The organism is Arthrobacter sp. BI5, from assembly GCF_056680065.1.
Genome location: NZ_CM155264.1, coordinates 3123694 through 3138911, shown reverse-complemented (window position 1 = coordinate 3138911; position 15218 = coordinate 3123694). Strand labels below are relative to the sequence as shown.

Annotated in this window: 19 protein-coding genes; 6 read left to right on the top strand and 13 right to left on the bottom strand. The window is 69.3% G+C overall.

Features of this window, described 5'->3' with window-relative positions:
- Positions 1-12: 12 nt before the first annotated feature.
- Positions 13-237, top strand: a complete 225-nt coding sequence (locus tag AC1MED_RS14465) for a DUF3188 domain-containing protein (RefSeq protein WP_479783890.1) — start codon at positions 13-15, stop codon at positions 235-237.
- Here the strand turns inward: AC1MED_RS14465 and AC1MED_RS14460 are convergent.
- Both AC1MED_RS14460 and AC1MED_RS14455 read right to left on the bottom strand, forming a co-directional pair.
- Positions 227-1915, bottom strand: coding sequence for a SulP family inorganic anion transporter (locus AC1MED_RS14460; RefSeq protein ID WP_479783889.1), 1689 nt, complete (start codon positions 1913-1915; stop codon positions 227-229). The genes AC1MED_RS14465 and AC1MED_RS14460 overlap by 11 nt on opposite strands.
- Entirely contained in the window at positions 1912-2289 is a 378-nt protein-coding gene (locus tag AC1MED_RS14455; RefSeq protein ID WP_479783888.1) for an ArsR/SmtB family transcription factor, read from the bottom strand. Before AC1MED_RS14455 ends, AC1MED_RS14460 begins: the two co-directional genes overlap by 4 nt.
- A gap of 147 nt (positions 2290-2436) precedes the next feature.
- On the opposite strand from AC1MED_RS14455, the gene AC1MED_RS14450 reads away from it, so the two are divergent.
- The 4 genes from AC1MED_RS14450 to AC1MED_RS14435 are packed head-to-tail and all read left to right on the top strand — an operon-like array spanning position 2437 to position 5762.
- Positions 2437-2910 (top strand): FAS1-like dehydratase domain-containing protein, encoded by a 474-nt coding sequence (locus AC1MED_RS14450; protein WP_479783887.1) that lies wholly within the window; start codon positions 2437-2439, stop codon positions 2908-2910.
- A 2-nt stretch (positions 2911-2912) separates the two neighbouring features.
- On the top strand, positions 2913-3350 hold the full coding sequence (locus AC1MED_RS14445; protein ID WP_346960665.1) for a MaoC family dehydratase: 438 nt from the start codon (positions 2913-2915) through the stop codon (positions 3348-3350).
- Between the two features lie 15 nt (positions 3351-3365).
- The gene (locus AC1MED_RS14440) at positions 3366-4643 is read left to right on the top strand and encodes an MFS transporter (RefSeq protein ID WP_479783886.1); all 1278 of its coding nucleotides are present in this window, start codon (positions 3366-3368) and stop codon (positions 4641-4643) included.
- A gap of 51 nt (positions 4644-4694) precedes the next feature.
- The gene (locus tag AC1MED_RS14435) at positions 4695-5762 is read left to right on the top strand and encodes a UDP-N-acetylmuramate dehydrogenase (RefSeq protein ID WP_479783885.1); all 1068 of its coding nucleotides are present in this window, start codon (positions 4695-4697) and stop codon (positions 5760-5762) included.
- 19 nt (positions 5763-5781) lie between these two features.
- Here AC1MED_RS14435 and AC1MED_RS14430 read toward each other — a convergent pair whose 3' ends face one another.
- A complete protein-coding gene (locus AC1MED_RS14430; protein ID WP_479781486.1) occupies positions 5782-6267 on the bottom strand; it encodes a hypothetical protein in 486 nt (161 codons plus the stop codon).
- Positions 6268-6376: 109 nt separating this feature from the next.
- Between AC1MED_RS14430 and AC1MED_RS14425 the strand changes: the two genes are divergently transcribed.
- On the top strand, positions 6377-7501 hold the full coding sequence (locus AC1MED_RS14425) for a winged helix DNA-binding domain-containing protein (protein ID WP_479783884.1): 1125 nt from the start codon (positions 6377-6379) through the stop codon (positions 7499-7501).
- Here AC1MED_RS14425 and asd read toward each other — a convergent pair.
- The 10 genes from asd to AC1MED_RS14375 form a co-directional block, all read right to left on the bottom strand.
- Positions 7498-8640 carry an aspartate-semialdehyde dehydrogenase gene (asd, locus tag AC1MED_RS14420; protein WP_479783883.1) on the bottom strand — a complete coding sequence of 381 codons (1143 nt, stop codon included), beginning with the start codon at positions 8638-8640 and terminating at the stop codon, positions 7498-7500. The two genes, AC1MED_RS14425 and asd, sit on opposite strands and share 4 nt — an antisense overlap.
- Before the next feature lie 76 nt (positions 8641-8716).
- Positions 8717-9118, bottom strand: coding sequence for a hypothetical protein (locus tag AC1MED_RS14415; RefSeq protein ID WP_479783882.1), 402 nt, complete (start codon positions 9116-9118; stop codon positions 8717-8719).
- Positions 9119-9141: 23 nt separating this feature from the next.
- On the bottom strand, positions 9142-9543 hold the full coding sequence (locus AC1MED_RS14410; protein ID WP_479783881.1) for a hypothetical protein: 402 nt from the start codon (positions 9541-9543) through the stop codon (positions 9142-9144).
- Positions 9530-10183 (bottom strand): hypothetical protein, encoded by a 654-nt coding sequence (locus AC1MED_RS14405; RefSeq protein WP_346960656.1) that lies wholly within the window; start codon positions 10181-10183, stop codon positions 9530-9532. Before AC1MED_RS14405 ends, AC1MED_RS14410 begins: the two co-directional genes overlap by 14 nt.
- Before the next feature lie 9 nt (positions 10184-10192).
- The gene (locus AC1MED_RS14400) at positions 10193-11305 is read right to left on the bottom strand and encodes a WXG100 family type VII secretion target (protein WP_479783880.1); all 1113 of its coding nucleotides are present in this window, start codon (positions 11303-11305) and stop codon (positions 10193-10195) included.
- 179 nt (positions 11306-11484) lie between these two features.
- Positions 11485-11703, bottom strand: a complete 219-nt coding sequence (locus AC1MED_RS14395) for an NF038396 family protein (protein WP_346960654.1) — start codon at positions 11701-11703, stop codon at positions 11485-11487.
- A complete protein-coding gene (locus AC1MED_RS14390; RefSeq protein ID WP_479783879.1) occupies positions 11703-12296 on the bottom strand; it encodes a dihydrofolate reductase in 594 nt (197 codons plus the stop codon). Before AC1MED_RS14390 ends, AC1MED_RS14395 begins: the two co-directional genes overlap by 1 nt.
- Positions 12293-13096, bottom strand: a complete 804-nt coding sequence (locus AC1MED_RS14385; protein ID WP_479783878.1) for a thymidylate synthase — start codon at positions 13094-13096, stop codon at positions 12293-12295. The genes AC1MED_RS14390 and AC1MED_RS14385 overlap by 4 nt, the downstream gene beginning before the upstream one ends.
- Before the next feature lie 33 nt (positions 13097-13129).
- Positions 13130-13555, bottom strand: a complete 426-nt coding sequence (locus AC1MED_RS14380; RefSeq protein WP_479783877.1) for a GntR family transcriptional regulator — start codon at positions 13553-13555, stop codon at positions 13130-13132.
- A complete protein-coding gene (locus AC1MED_RS14375; protein WP_479783876.1) occupies positions 13552-15210 on the bottom strand; it encodes a hypothetical protein in 1659 nt (552 codons plus the stop codon). The genes AC1MED_RS14380 and AC1MED_RS14375 overlap by 4 nt, the downstream gene beginning before the upstream one ends.
- Positions 15211-15218 lie beyond the last annotated feature (8 nt).

Genomic DNA, 15218 nt, shown 5'->3' with positions numbered 1-15218 from the left:
TAGACTGGCCTGGTGCTGAACGAATTCTGGGCCACCGCGTCAACCACCTACAAGGTGCTCGTTTTCAGCGCCATGGGACTGATCGCCGTCGGCATCGTGCTCAACCTGGTCGGCAACACCACCGGCAAACAGGGCCTGGCCTTCGGCTCGCTGGCCGTCATCGGCGTGGGCCTCATCCTGCACATCGCCGGCATCGTGGTCCGCGGCCAGATCATCCGGAAAAACCTCAGGCGCTAGCGGCGGCGTTCCGCAGTACATGGCTGCGGGCGTGCTCCACGGCCTCGGGCAGGCTGGCGAACAAATGTTTGTGGTGCCGCAGGGACCGGATCACGCCCACATTGGTCACCAGGTCCAGGTGCTGCGGCTGGATGCCCTTGAGCAGCACCGTGACGCCGCGCAACTCCAGCGCCGAGACGACGTCCACCAGCGTGTGGGCGCCGGTCGCGTCGAGCATCCGCACCTGCGAGAGCCGGATGATCGCCACCTGGATGTCCTTGACCTGGCTGATTTCCTGCAGCACCCGCTCCGCGGCGCCGAAGAACATGGCCCCGTCCAGCCGGAGAATGGCGATGTGCCTGTCCCCGGGCGCGGGCGGGCCCGGGATGTCCTCGCGCTGCACCCCGCTGAGCGAGGCGAACTTGCGCAGCGTGAACACCGCGGCGGCCACCAGTCCGATCTCAATCGCCACGATCAGGTCGAACGCCACCGTGATCAGCGCGGTCAGGACAAAAACGAAAGCATCGGCGCGGGTGGAGCGCAACACGGCCACCACGGTCTGCCGCGAGACCATCCTCGTGGCCGTGACCATCAGGATCCCGGCCAGCACCGCCAGCGGAATCCTGCCCACCAGTCCCGCTGCCAGGTAGATGATGGCCAGCAGCACGAAAGCGTGCACGATCGCCGCGAGGCGGGTCTTCGCCCCGGAACGGACGTTGACGGCGGTCCGGGCGATCGCGCCCGTGGCCGGCATGCCGCCGAAGAACCCCGCCGCCACTGACGCCAGGCCCTGGCCGGTAAGTTCGCGGTCCGGGCTGTAGGTTCCGGTGGGCCGGCCGTCGGGACCGACCATGCCGGCGGCCACCCGCGCGGACAGCAGCGACTCGATGGCCGCGAGTGTGGCGATGGACACCGCGGGCATGAACAGCCCGCCCAGGGACGCCGGGTCCAGTGACGGCAGGGACGGCGCGGCCAGGGAATGCGGCAGCGCGCCGATCCGTGGGATCTGCAGGTCCAGCAGTTCGGCGGCCACGGTGGCCAGCAGCACGGCGGCCAGGCTGGCCGGGACGGCCTTGGTGAACCGGGGCAGCAGGAACATCACGGCGGCGACGCCGGCCACCACGGCGAGGGTCTGCAGTACGGCGGGCCCTGTGGCGGTGGCTGCGCTTTCGACGGCGGCCAGCAGGGTGTTGTGGCCCGGCACGCCCTCGGTGCCGGTGGCCATCGGCACCTGCTGCAGGAAGATGATGGCGGCGATGCCCAGGGTGAACCCCTCCACCACGGGCCACGGGATGAACGCGACGGCCCGGCCCAGGCCGCTGACGCCGAGGATGATGACCAGCAGCCCGGCCATCACGGAGACCAGGGCGATGCTGCCGGCGCCGTGTGTGGCGACCACGGGGGCCAGGACCACCACCATGGCCCCGGTGGGCCCGGATACCTGGACGTGGGAACCACCCATCACGGCGGCCACCAATCCGGCCACCACCGCCGTGATCAGCCCGGCCTCGGCACCGACCCCGGAGCTCACCCCGAACGCAAGGGCCAGCGGGAGGGCCACGATGCCCACGGTGACGCCGGAGAGCAGATCCGTCCGCCAGGACCGGCGCAGCCCGTCGTAGTCGCGGCGGGAGGGCAGGAACCTGGTCAGGTAGCCCCGGGCGCCGCGGACCGCCCTGGTTGCTGTCCCGGCGGTCATGAGCTGGCCGCCTGGCGGGGCGTGGCCGGGAGTTCCTGCGCCAGCCGCAGTTGTTCGCCCGATTCAGCGAGGCTGTCCAGCAGGAAGATCCGGGCAATGGCCAGCAGCTCGGCGATCTTCGGGTGGGCCAGCCGGTAGGTCACGGCGTTGGCGGTCCGCACCGAGGTCACCACCCGGTGCCGGCGGAGTGTGGCCAGATGCTGTGACAGATGCGAGGCCTCCAGGCCCGTCTCGGCCAGCAGGTAGCTGACCGGGGCCGCGGTGTCCGGTGCCGCCGCCAGCAGTTCCAGCACCCGGATCCGCGCAGGGTGCGCGAGGGCCTTGAACAGGTTGGCCTTGATCTCGTACAAGGGTGTCTGCGCTGCGGGAATCATCGCGGTCCTGCGCTTTCTCGGCCCGCAGCCGGATCACTCTCCGCCGCGGATTGCTGGATTGATGTTTCCATCATATCGCTGCTGCGCAAGGCCCGTCGTCGGAGGTAACGGAAAAGGCCCCCGGAGGCAGGGCGCTAGGCTGGAACCATGACTATCAATCCGGATCTGCAGGGCCGCAGTTACCCTGCCGCAGAGGTGTACGACGTCGGCCGCGAGACCATCCGCGCGTTCGCGCGCGCGGTAAAGGCCTCCCACCCCGCCCACTTCGACGTGGACGCCGCGCGGGCCCTGGGCCACGGCGACCTCGTGGCCCCGCCGACTTTCGCGATCATCGTCGCGCAGCGGGCCGACGCGCAGCTGATCGAGGATCCGGATTCAGGCATCGACTTCTCCCGCGTGGTGCACGCCGACCAGCGCTTCGTCCACCACCGCCCGATCGTCGCCGGCGACCGGCTGGTCGCCGAACTGCACGTCGACGGCGTCCGCGCGATGGGGGGCGGCGCCATGATCACCACCCGCTCCGAAATTTTCGCCCTCGCCGGCGAGGAGTCCGGCGTCGGGAAGCGCGACGCCGTCGCCACCACCACCTCGTCCATCCTGGTCCGCGGAGAGGGACAGTAGCCATGACACCCACATTTTCAGAACTGACGGTCGGCCAGGACCTCGGCAGCCGCAGCATCGAGGTCACCCGCACCGACCTCGTCAAGTACGCGGGCGCCTCCGGTGACTTCAACCCGATCCACTGGAACGAGGCCTTCGCCACCGGCGTCGGCCTGCCCGGCGTGATTGCGCACGGCATGTTCACCATGGGCGCCGCCGTCCAGCACGTGACCGACTGGGCCGGCGATCCGGCCGCCGTCGTCGACTTCCAGACCCGTTTCAGCAAGCCGGTCCCGGTCGCCGACACCACGGGCACCCCGGAGGCCGGGGCGGTGATCGAGGTCAGTGCTGCCATTGGGGCGCTCGACGCCGACGCGGGCACCGCCCGCGTGGACCTCACCGTCGTCGCGGGCGGGCAGAAGGTCCTCATGAAGGCCCAGGCCGTCGTCAGGCTGGCCTGACCGCATGATGCTGCCGTGAGGGCGCGTGCCGCCCCGTCCGCCGAGGTTACCCGCTGGCGCAACGCCGTCGTCGCCGCCTACGCCTTCAGCGGCATAGCCTTCGCCAGCTGGGTGTCCCGGCTGCCGGCCATCCGTGACGGACTCGACCTCACGCCCGGCAACGTCGGCCTGCTGCTGCTGTGCATGACCCTGGGCTCCTTCGTCTCCGTCTCCGCGTCCGGGCTGATCGTGCTGCGTTTCGGCTCCAAGCAGACCATCCGGATCGGCAGCATCATGGTGGGCACGGGCCTGGTCCTTGCCGGGTTCGGGACCTCGATCCTGGTCAACCCGCTGGCCGTCGCCGCAGGGCTGGTTGTGGTGGGACTGGGCACGGCCAGCTGGAACACGGCCTCCAACGTGGAGGGCGCCGCCGTCGAACGCGCCGTCCGGCGGCACATCATGCCGCGGCTGCACGGCGCGTTCAGCCTGGGCACCGTCGCCGGTGCCGGCGCAGGGGCCTGGGCTGCCGGCACCGGCGTGCCGGTCTTCTGGCACCTGGCCGCCGTCGGCCTGCTGGTCGCCGGCTCCGTGGCCACGGCCGCGCGCTGGTTTCGCGCCGACATCACCCCGGTGGAGGACGCGAAAGACTTCACCCCGGCCGGGACGGACACCTTCGAGGATCCCTCCACCGGTCCGCTGCCGATTATCAGCCAGGCCACGCAGGGCCCGGACGAGCCGCTGGACAACAAGCGGCAGATCGCGCAGGCCTGGCGGGACCGCCGGACCCTGCTGCTCGGCGTCCTGGTGCTCGGGCTCGCCCTGGCCGAGGGCGCGGCGGGGGACTGGGTGGCGCTGGCGCTCGCCGACGGGCACGGCCAGTCCGACGCCGCCGGGGCCGCCGGGTACGGTCTCTTCGTCACTTTCATGACCGTGGGCCGTTTTGCCGGCACCCTGGTGCTGGACCGTTACGGCCGGGTCCCGGTGATGCGCTGGTGCGCGGCGCTGGCCGTGGCGGGACTGGGCCTGTTCGTCTTCGCGCCGGTTCCGTGGCTGGCCTATGTCGCCCTGGCCATCTGGGGGCTGGGCGCCTCGCTGGGCTTCCCGGTGGGCATGTCCGCCGCCGCGGACGACCCCGTCAAGGCAGCGGCGCGCGTCTCGGTGGTCTCCACCATCGGCTACGGGGCGTTCCTCTGCGGGCCGCCCCTGCTAGGACTGCTGGCCGAGCACGTCGGCATCCTGCACTCGCTGCTGGCCGTCATGGTGATGCTCGTGGTCAGTTTCCTGCTCTCCCCGGTGGCCCGCAAAACCGCCTAGGGCGCCGGAGGCGGCTTCGAGGGGAGTGCCGAACCCGGCTAGGCTGGTGGGGTGACCCAGACTCTGCTTTCCGCCCTGACCACGGCCGGCGTCGGCGGCCCGGCCGCCACCTACGTCGAAGCCCGCACCGAGGCGGAGATCATCGACGCCGTCCGCACGGCCGACGCCGCCGGCCAGCCGTTGCTGATCATCGGCGGCGGCTCCAACCTGCTGGTCGCGGACGACGGGTTCCCCGGCACGGTGCTGAAAATCGCGTCCGAGGGCTTCACCGTCAACGCCGAGGACTCGTGCGGCGGCGTCGCCGTCGTGGTCCAGGCCGGCCATAACTGGGATGCCCTGGTGGAGCACGCCGTCAGGCATGCCTGGTCCGGCCTGGAGGCCCTGTCCGGGATCCCCGGCGCCACCGGCGCGACTCCGGTACAGAACGTCGGCGCCTACGGCGCGGACGTCTCGCAAACCATTGCCGCGGTGCGCACCTGGGACCGCGAACGCGGTGCTGTGCAGACGTTCACGAACTCGGAGCTGAAGTTCGGCTACCGAGACTCCAATCTGAAGCAGACCACCTCCGGCGGGTCCCCGCGGTACGTGGTGCTGACAGTGGAATTCCAGCTGCCGCTGGGCCGGATGAGCGCCCCGGTCCGCTACGCCGAGCTGGCCCGGGCCCTCGGCGTCGAGACCGGCCAGCGGGCCTACGCCAACGACGTCCGGCGCGAGGTGCTCCGGCTCAGGGCTTCCAAGGGCATGGTCCTGGACCCCGCGGACCGGGACACTTACTCCACCGGCTCCTTCTTCACGAACCCCATTGTCCCGGCCGAGGTCGCCGCGGGCCTGCCCGCGGACGCCCCCCGCTACCCGGGCGGCGCTGACGGGCTGACCAAGCTCTCCGCGGCGTGGCTGATCGACCGGGCCGGCTACGGGAAGGGATTCGGGCTTGACCCGGGCAGCGTGTCCGGCGGGCGCGCCGCACTGTCCACCAAGCACACCCTGGCGATCACGAACCGGGGCGGCGCCAGCGCTGCGGACCTGCTGGCGGTAGCCCGGGAGGTGCGCCGCGGCGTCGTCGAACGCTTTGGTATTGAACTGCACCCCGAACCGCTGCTGATCGGCGTCGAGCTCTAGGACACGGCAGCAGGCGGTGCTAGTTCCTGCCGCGGCGCGGGGTCACCTTACTGAAGAGCATAAAAGTGAAACCGGAGGCCGCAGCGCCGAGCAGAAAGACCTGGCAGAACGCCACGGACTGGGCGCTGGGCCCGCTGCGCAGCAGTAGACCGGCGCAGGCGAAGGCCACCGCGCCGGCCAGCAGCGCGAGCGAGCCGAGCAGGAAGCTCTGCACCGTGGCGGGAAATTCCGCACCGGGATCGAGCTCAAGCTCGCGCCGGTCTCCGTCCGGCAGTGCCGGGGTCCGCGGCTGGAACGTCGCCGCGGTCACGAAGCTGGCCACCGCGATCACCATGCACACGGCGGAGACGGTCTGGAACGTTGTCATCATGGGGGAGAGACGGGTGCCGCTGGCGATGGCGACGGCGAGGCCGGCCGCCATGCCGGCCGCGCTGGAGGCCCAGCCCAGCAGGGCCAGCCTCCTGCACACGGGCCGCAGCCGCGGCCACACATCAGCCAAAGTCATGCCTCCACTTTAAGTAATCCGGCTGGGCGCAGGCTGGGAGGGTGACGGGCGGCAACCGGGCACTACCGTGACCCGCCGGACCGTCGTGCCCCGGCCCTAGGATGTTCCCATGGCAGCTGTGGTACGCACGCGTCTGAGCCGAAGCGTTATGGGCCGGCTCCGTCTGGCCTCGCAGGGGCTGGCCGGCCCGGGTTTCAGCTCCGTGCCGGCCGCGGTCCGGGGCATGACGGCCATGCAGGCGCAGGACCTGCAGGCCTCGCTGTGGGCGGTGGGACAGCGCGTCAGGGACTCCCGCGTGGCCGATGTCCGCGCGGCGCTGGACCGCGGCGAGGTGGTCCGCTCCTGGCCGATGCGCGGCACGCTGCATCTGCTGGCGCCGGAGGACCTAAGGTGGGTGTTGGATATCACCTCCGGCCGACTGATCAAAGGCCTCGCCGGGCGGCACCGGGAACTTGGCATCTCCGCTGCGGACATCGACGCCGCCGGGGAGGCGGCGCTGCTGCGGGTCTCCGGCGGGGCGGCGGCCAGCCGGGCGGAGCTGTTCCGGGCGTTCGAACAATCCGGCCAGTCCACCGCCGGCCAGCGCGGCATTCATCTGCTCGGCGTGCTGTGCCAGCAGGGGCTGCTGGTGCAGGGGCCGCTGGCCGGGAACCAGCAGCTGGTGGTCGCCTTTGATGACTGGATTACCACCTCGCGGCGGCTGGGCCGTGAGGAAGGGATCGCCGAATGGCTGCTGCGCTACCTGTTCAGCCACGGCCCTGCCACCGAGCGGGACTTCGCGTGGTGGTCCGGCATTCCGGTGACGGAAGCCCGGGCGGCGCTGGCCGCAGTGCGGGAGAAGCTGGTGGAGCTGGAGTTCGAGGGGACGTCCTACTGGCTCTCGCCGCAGACGGCGGCCCTGCTCGACGGCGGCGTCCCCCGCCAGCGCAGCGTGCTGGCACTGCCGGCCTTCGACGAATTCCTCCTGGGCTACACCGACCGGTCCATCGCCCTGCCCGCGCACCACGCGGACAAAATCGTCCCGGGCGGCAACGGGGTGTTCAAGAAAACCATCGTGGCCGGCGGCGAGGTGATCGGTACCTGGTCCGCGGCCGCGAAGGGGCGGGGCGGCGCCGTCGTGCCGGAGCCCTTCGACGATGTTAACGGACTGCGGCCTGCCGCTCGGAAATCCTTTGAGCTGCAGGCCGCGAAGTACCGGAGGTTCCTCGGGCTGGAGGACACCGGCGGTGCTTAGAGCGTGCCGGTGGCGATCTTCAGCATGCGGCGCAGCGGCTCCGCTGCGCCCCAGAGCAGCTGGTCGCCGACGGTGAAGGCGCTGATGTACTCCGGGCCCATTTCGAGCTTGCGGATGCGGCCCACCGGGATGTCCAGCGTGCCGGAGGCCGCCACCGGGGTGAGGTCCGCCATCGAGGCTTCCTTCGTATTGGGCACCACGGTGGCCCATTCGTTATCCGCGTCGAGGAGCTTCTCGATCTCGGCGACGGAGAGGTCCTCGCGCAGCTTGAGCGTGAGGGCCTGGGAGTGCGAGCGCATGGCGCCGATCCGGACGCACAGGCCGTCCATGATGACGTGGTTTTCCCCGGCGGTGCCGAGGATCTTGTTTGTCTCCACCCCGGCTTTCCACTCTTCCTTGGACTGGCCGTTGCCGAGGTCCGCGTCGATCCAGGGGATCAGCGAGCCGGCCAGCGGCACGCCGAACTGGGTCGCATCGATGTCGGTGCGCTGGTGCGCCAGGACCTTGCGGTCGATCTCCAGGATGGCCGACGCCGGGTCGTCCAGTTCACTGCTGACCTCGGCGTTGAGCGTGCCGAACTGGCTCAGCAGCTCGCGCATGTGCCGGGCGCCGCCGCCGGACGCCGCCTGGTAGGTCATCGAGGTGCCCCACTCGACCAGGCCGTTCTTGAACAGCCCGCCGAGGCCCATCAGCATGCAGGAGACCGTGCAGTTGCCGCCGATGTAGTCCTTGACGCCGCCGGAGAGGCCGGCGTCGATGACGTCGCGGTTGATCGGGTCCAGCACGATGATCGAGTCGTCGTTCATGCGCAGGGTGGAGGCGGCGTCGATCCAGAGGCCGTCCCAGCCGCGGCTGCGCAGCTCGCCGTGGACGCGCTTGGTGTAGTCGCCGCCCTGGGCGGTGACAATGATCGGCAGCTTCACCAGCGTCTCGACGTCGAACGCGTCCTCGAGCTTGCCGGCCGCACCGGCCGCCGCGCCGGCCACGGCGGGAGCGGCACCTCCGGCGTTCGAGGTGGAGAAGAAGACCGGGTTGATGTTGGCGAAGTCGCCCTCGTCCTGCATGCGCTGCATCAGGACGGAGCCGACCATGCCACGCCAACCGACCAGTCCAACGGACGGGGTAGCTGCTGTAGTCATTGGGCCAGTTTAGACTTTGCGGCGGCCCGGCCGCAGTCGGTTACGTCACGCGGGGGCCCGCCGGGGGCGGCAGTGGCTACTCGACCGGCCGCGGCAGGTTGCGTTCCTTGCGCAGCTTCTCCGCCTTGCGTTCCTTGACGTAGCCGGCCCAGCCGGCGAAGAGCGGATAGAGGACCAGCACGTACATCCACCAGATCTCGCCCATGATGTTCCACTGGTCGGTCAAAGCCATCTGGACAACGCCGTAAAGCATCAGTCCGAACAGGGCGGTCATCAGTAGGGACAGGACCAGCAGGCCGCCTGAGGAGTTCACCGGTTTGATGATGCCGAGCCCGTCGTCCTTCCGCACGCCGTACTCGTCCTCGGTGTATGCGACTATTTCGCCGTTCTCTCCTAGGCGGTGCATCACCCGCTGTTCTGGAGGCTGGTACGGCACGTAGCCAGATTCCTGGGGCACGTCCCGGTTACGCTTGGCCATCGCGCTCCTCGATTGCGCGCACGCTACTCGACCGGCCGCGGCAGGTTGCGGGCCTTGCGCAGCTTCTCCGCCTTGCGTTCCTTGAGGTAGCCCGCCCAGCCGGCGATCAGCGGTATTTGGATCACCAGAAACATCCACCAGGTGCGTCCAAGAATGTCCCACTGACCGGTGATGGCGATTTGCGCCAGGCCGTAGAGCATTCCGCCGAAGGCGAGGGTGACCAGGATTGCCAGGAACAGGAGGCCTCGCGACGAGTTCACGGGTTTGATGATGCCGTGGCCGTCATCTTTTCGGACACCGTATTCCTCGTCCGAGTAGGCGATCAGTTCGCCGTCCTCCGAGAGGCGGTGACGTACGCGTTCCTCCGGGGGAGGGCCGGCCACGTAGCCCGGTTCCTGGGGCACGTCGCGGCTACGCCTGGCCACGCGACTCCTCGATGGCGCGCAGCAGTCCGGCGTCGTCCAGGCCGTCGGTTTCGGCCACTTCGTCCGTGGCGAAGTCGGGGATGCCGGTGGCCCACGCATCCTCTCCGCGGCGGACCAACAGGTGCTTGTCCGTGTCGAGGGTCTTGAAGACCAGGTAAGCCGTGCCCCCGGGATTCTGCTCGACATGCTGGCGGACCACGCGGAGGGTGGCCTCGGCCGAACTGATGGCCGCGTCTTGGGCGAACACGAACCAGGTCCCCAGCACACGGGGCTGCAGCATCAAAGCAACCTCCGGCGCTTCGACCAGCACGACGTTGTCCATGCTGTCCTGGGTGAGCAGGGAGATCTCAGTCCAGCGCGTCGCGTGTCCGAGGGCGGTTGCGACAGCGGCCGCCACCCCCTTCACGCCAAGGTCGCCGTCGTCATCGACCGTCGCCAGGTCCCTGGCGATCAAAGATGACGCCCCGGCTGTGGACAGCGTGTCGTCCTGCACCAGTTCCTCCGCGCGGAAAACACTGACCGACCGATCGCGGGCCGGACCTTCGAAAACATTCAGCAGGTAGGCGAATTCGCCCACCCCGAAGCCGATGACGTCGACCCCGAGCCGGGGCTCCTGGGTCGTCTCGTCCTGAACGGTCATATGAGTCTCCTAATCCCCGAAGCTAAAGAACTTAGCCACGGACTCGCCGGCATCTTTGATGTTGCTGGCCGTGTCGCTGACAAATTTGCCGGGATCCTTGACGGCGTTGACGATGCCTTCACCGACGTCCTTGCCGACCCTGCTGATCGTGTCCCAGTTCTCGTAGACGGCGATGCCCACACTGGCAACCTGACAGACGGTGCCGGCCGGAGGCGGCAGGAAGGAGCCGACGCCAAGGCCGGCCTTGAAGGCGCTGCCGAGGCCCCCTTCGATGTCCCCCTTCGCAAAGCTTTGGACCGAGTCGTAGGCGCTGAAGCCCACCCCGGCCCAGCCCAGGCCGCGCGCCAGCCCGGCCTTTCCGAGCCATTCGTACTTCGTGCCTGCGCCAACCAAGGATCTTTCGGCAGTAAGGCTGGCGACCTTGTTCAGCGGACCGAGGAATTTGTCCAGCGGTCCCTTGATGTCTTGCAGGTTCTTCAAAGAAGCGACATCAGACGCTTGATCGATCAGCTTCAGGGTCCTGCTGTTCTTGGTGGACTCCTTGAGCAGTCCCTCGAGGGTTTTGTTGCCCTGGGTGTTCTGCCACAAGTGCCGCGTGTCGAAGACAGGGCCGCCGAGCCGGTGCCGGCCCTTCGTGAGCATGCTCTTCACGAATTCGGCGCGTTGATTTTTCCAAACCCAGCCGTACTGGCCAAGATGCTTTGCCAGGGTGAGCGGGGCCTTGACGTTCTTCTGGATCCCCATGAAGTTCCGAAGGATGCCGATCCCGGCAGCGCCGCCCAGGAGGGCCCAGTTTCCTGGCGAACCCGGCGCACCCGGAACTCCCGGGCCGCCGCCGGCGCCTGGAGCGGCGTTGCTTGCTTTCTCCTGCTCGTCGGCCTGGGTCATCAGCCGCTTGGACTGCTCTTTCAGGGCGTGCGCGGTCTGAAGAATCTGGGTGCGGTGGTTCGAGTTCCACTCGGATTTGAAGCGGGCACCGTCGGCGCCCTTCCATGACGTGTTGTTGTTGATGGCCGACGTCAGGGAGGTCGACTGCTGCAGGAGCGTCTCGGACGTTTTGCCGAAATTCTGCGCGAGCATGCGCAGCTGGGCGACGTCGGCGCCCCACAAGTTTCCTGCCATGATGGCATCCCCCCTTTACGGGCAACAGCCTAACGGGCCGCTGCCAAGACCAAGTGCATTCCGGCTCAATACCGCCGGGCCAAAGAATCTGACCCGCCTCAATCTAGCGGGGGAGCCGGGATCCCGCGATGGGTTGATCTCCCCATCACCCCGCCCCGGTGCCGCCGGCGGCGGGTGCCCTAGTCGCCGTCGGGCTCGGCCAGCAGGGCGCTCTTGCGCCGGCGCAGGGCCAGCACCGCACCGAAGGCGAAGACCTGGGTGACGACGACGAGCACGATAGCCCCTGTGATCTTGTTGCCGCCCAGGATCATGGTCAGTCCCACGATCGCGGACAGCAGCGCGAGCAGGGGCAGCAGCATGTAGCCAAGGACAAAAAGGGTTTCAGGCTTGCGCAGCACTATTTGGCCTCCGTCCGGCGCCACAGCGTAATCCGGTACCGGGTGCCGTTCGCTGCCGTCAGCCAGCCGTCGGCCGGGAGGCTGGCCTCCGCGGTCCAGTCGTAACCCAGCTCCGGAGCGAAGGTGTCGCCCTCGGTGGCGGTGTCGATCGTGGTGACCACGGCGACGTCGGCAAGGTCCAGGGACTGGGTAAAGATCTCCCCGCCGCCGATGATCCAGACCATCTGCTGGCCCGGTGCGAACTGGGACTCCAACAGGGCGTCGTCAAGCGACTTGACGGCCAGGGCGCCGTCCGCTTCCGGCGTCCCGCCCCAGTCTTCCTGCCGGGTGACGACGATGTTTGTGCGGCCGGGCAGGGGCCGGTACTTGTCCGGGAAGGATTCCCAGGTCTTGCGGCCCATGATGACGGGGTGCCCCGTGGTGAGCCGGCTGAAGTGCAGCATGTCCTCGGGCAGGTGCCAGGGCATGGAGCCGGCCTGGCCGATCACCCCGGTGCTGGTCTGCGCCCAGACCAGGCCCAGGCCCGTGACGGTGCCGCGGAGACGTTCGGTGAACTCGGCGGGTTCGGTGGGGTTGCTGGTCTCGTTGCTCATACGGCGATCGGTGCCTTAATCGTGGGATGGTGCTGGTAGCCGACCACCTCGAAGTCCTCGAGGGTGTAGTCGAAGATGGATTCCGGCTTGCGGGTGATCTTCAGCTGCGGATATTCGTAAGGTTCCCGGCGCAGCTGCGTGAGGACCTGGTCCAGATGGTTCTCGTAGATGTGGACGTCGCCGCCGGTCCAGACGAATTCGCCCGGTTCCAGCCCGGTCTGCTGGGCCAGCATGCACGTCAGCAGGGCGTAGGAGGCGATGTTGAAGGGAACACCCAGGAAGGTGTCCGCGGAACGCTGGTAGAGCTGGCAGGAGAGCTTGCCGTCCGCGACGTAAAACTGGAAGAAGGCGTGGCACGGCGGCAGGGCCATGTTCTTGAGCTCGGCCACGTTCCAGGCCGAGACGATGTGGCGGCGCGAGTCGGGGTTGGCTTTGAGGTTGTCCACCAGATCGGCGATCTGGTCGATGTGGCCGCCGTCGGGCGTGGGCCAGGAACGCCACTGTACGCCGTAGACCGGGCCCAGTTCGCCGTCGGCGTCGGCCCATTCGTTCCAAATGGTGACGCCCTGGTCCTGCATCCACTTCACGTTGCTGTCCCCGCGCAGGAACCACAGCAGCTCCACCGCGACGGACTTGAAGTGCACCCGCTTGGTGGTGATGAGCGGGAAGCTCTTGGCCAGGTCGAAGCGGAGTTGCCGGCCGAACACGCTGCGGGTGCCCGTGCCGGTGCGGTCCGATTTGTGCGTGCCGTGCTCGAAGACATCGCGCAGCAGGTCTTCATAGGGCGTTGGGATGCTCACGGTCCCAGTCTACTGAGAACTCGTTCACGCGCCTTATCCGTTGTGCTGGTTGAGCCTGGTCCGCACGATCGCCAGCAGGGCGCCGTCGTCCAGGCCGGCGCGGCGGCCCTCCGCAATGAAGCGGTCGACGGCGGCGATGACCGCGGCGTTCGGTCCGGCCGACGGCCGCGCCGGGACAGCATCACCGAGGGTGCCACCCGGGCCGTCCCCGCCGACCGGGCCGGCGACGACGGTTCCGTTGCGGCGCCCGGTCTGGATCAGCCCGGCTTGTTCGAGTTCCTTGTAGGCACGTGCGACGGTTCCGGCCGCAATGCCGAGGTCTGCGGCGAGGCGCCGGACGGTCGGCAACCGGGTTCCCGGCGGCAGCGCCCCGATGACGATCAGCGAGGCGATCTGCGCCCGGATCTGCTCGTACGGCGGTGTGGCCGAGCGGAGGTCGATGGAGATTCCCGCGGTCACGCGGCGGGCTCCTTGTCCCGCCGCGGCACGGGTCCGGCCGGGCTGCGCGCGGGGCCGGCGACGGGGATAACGGCGATGATGGTGGCAAGGGTGCCGAGGACCGCTCCGGCCAGGGTCGCCGGCCACCACGTGTTGGCGTCGGGATTGAATGGTCCCCCGAAGGATTCGGCTGCAAACACGGCAGCCCACGCGGGCCCCTGGGTCAGCAGCAACACGGCGGCCTGGGCGGTGAACAGGGCCGCGAGGGTCCGCACGGTCCGGTGGATCGTGACGGCGCGCAGCGCGGCGTCCATGCCGCCGGCAAGACCGGGGACCCCCTGCCGGTGCCTGGCGGCGAGGAAAGCCGGCACCGAGGCAAGCGCGCCGCCGGCCGCGAGGAGGGCCGGCGGAACCCAGTACGGCTCTCCATAGAGCCGTTCCTGACCGACCGCCGTGACTGCCAGGGCCAGCAGGAACGACAGCAGGGCCAGGACGGCGGTGGTCAGCATTGCCGGGCTAACCGGCTGCCGCGGCCAGTTGCGCGGGGCTCCCGGGTCGCCGTAGTTGCGCTGCAGGAGCAGTTCGCCGGCCGCAATGACCGCCAGCACCGCGGCCGCCATCAGGGTAGCAAAGCCCGCCATTCCGAAGCCCGCCGCGGCGGCGGTCAGTCCGGGGACGATGAAGACCCCCGCCAGCAGGGGCACCACCGCCGCGAGTCCCAGCAGCGGACCCAGCGACGAGACCAGCCGGGCCGCGGGGTGCTGGCCGCCGGCCTGCAGTCCTGAAGGCGGCCGGTTGCGCGCGCCCAGCCCGGCGGCCGCGAGCCGCGGCGGCCCCCAAAACCCCATCATCAAGAGGACTCCCATGCCCGCCAGGCCGGCCGCATTCGTCCAGGACGAGACGCCGGTTGACGGGTCCGGCCGCGCTGCGAAGTTGCCTGCGATCACGCCCAGCCCCGCAGCCACTATGGAAGCGGTCCGCAGCAGGCGGTTCATTGCGATGGTGCGCAGCACCGCATTGTCGCCGGCGTCGAGGGCCTCCAGCTGGCGGCGGCTGGCAATCAGCCACAGCACCAGCATCGTCCCGGCGGCCAGGACGGCCAGGGCTCCGCCCAGCCAGGCGGCCAGCTCAACCCCGGGAATACGGCCGTCAACGCCCAGCGTCTGCCGGGTGTACGGGCCGTCCGCCACGGTTGTGGGCGGCACGGGTGCGAACCCCGGGAGCGTGGCGGTCCACACAATGAGCGCGCCGGCGGCGGCAAAGACGGCCGCCGTGACCGCGGCCAGCCGGTGCGGCAGGAAGTCGCGGATCCGCCGGACCGACAGGACGGTCTGCCGCCGCATTCGCCGCGGCCCCGGATAGCTGACCTGGCCGAGCGCGTGTACGCCCAGGCAGCCCAGGATCGGCCAGGTAAGGGTCGGCAAGATCGTCGCGGGGGTCGTCATGGCGCCGCCGGCGGAAGGGTCGGCCGGAATGATGCCCAGATTCATGGCGCCCTGCAGCGAGCTCGCCAGCCAGCCGATGACCCCCACCCACAATGCGTGTTCCGACACCGATGCCGGGGAGGTGCCTGTATCCGGCGCCCAGATTACCCAGCGGAGCACGGCGTAGACCAGCACGGCGGCGATGATCGGGCCGAACAGCAGCATCGATGGAAAGTAGAACTCGCCCGGCATGAAATCCC

What these genes read in the sequence shown, in the direction of transcription:
- AC1MED_RS14460 (WP_479783889.1), bottom strand. Translation starts at nt 1,915, where the DNA reads ATGACCGCCGGGACAGCAACCAGGGCGGTCCGCGGCGCCCGGGGCTAC.
- AC1MED_RS14455 (WP_479783888.1), bottom strand. Translation starts at nt 2,289, where the DNA reads ATGATTCCCGCAGCGCAGACACCCTTGTACGAGATCAAGGCCAACCTG.
- AC1MED_RS14450 (WP_479783887.1), top strand. Translation starts at nt 2,437, where the DNA reads ATGACTATCAATCCGGATCTGCAGGGCCGCAGTTACCCTGCCGCAGAG.
- AC1MED_RS14445 (WP_346960665.1), top strand. Translation starts at nt 2,913, where the DNA reads ATGACACCCACATTTTCAGAACTGACGGTCGGCCAGGACCTCGGCAGC.
- AC1MED_RS14430 (WP_479781486.1), bottom strand. Translation starts at nt 6,267, where the DNA reads ATGACTTTGGCTGATGTGTGGCCGCGGCTGCGGCCCGTGTGCAGGAGG.
- AC1MED_RS14425 (WP_479783884.1), top strand. Translation starts at nt 6,377, where the DNA reads ATGGCAGCTGTGGTACGCACGCGTCTGAGCCGAAGCGTTATGGGCCGG.
- asd (WP_479783883.1), bottom strand. Translation starts at nt 8,640, where the DNA reads ATGACTACAGCAGCTACCCCGTCCGTTGGACTGGTCGGTTGGCGTGGC.
- AC1MED_RS14415 (WP_479783882.1), bottom strand. Translation starts at nt 9,118, where the DNA reads ATGGCCAAGCGTAACCGGGACGTGCCCCAGGAATCTGGCTACGTGCCG.
- AC1MED_RS14405 (WP_346960656.1), bottom strand. Translation starts at nt 10,183, where the DNA reads ATGACCGTTCAGGACGAGACGACCCAGGAGCCCCGGCTCGGGGTCGAC.
- AC1MED_RS14400 (WP_479783880.1), bottom strand. Translation starts at nt 11,305, where the DNA reads ATGGCAGGAAACTTGTGGGGCGCCGACGTCGCCCAGCTGCGCATGCTC.
- AC1MED_RS14390 (WP_479783879.1), bottom strand. Translation starts at nt 12,296, where the DNA reads ATGAGCAACGAGACCAGCAACCCCACCGAACCCGCCGAGTTCACCGAA.
- AC1MED_RS14375 (WP_479783876.1), bottom strand. Translation starts at nt 15,210, where the DNA reads ATGCCGGGCGAGTTCTACTTTCCATCGATGCTGCTGTTCGGCCCGATC.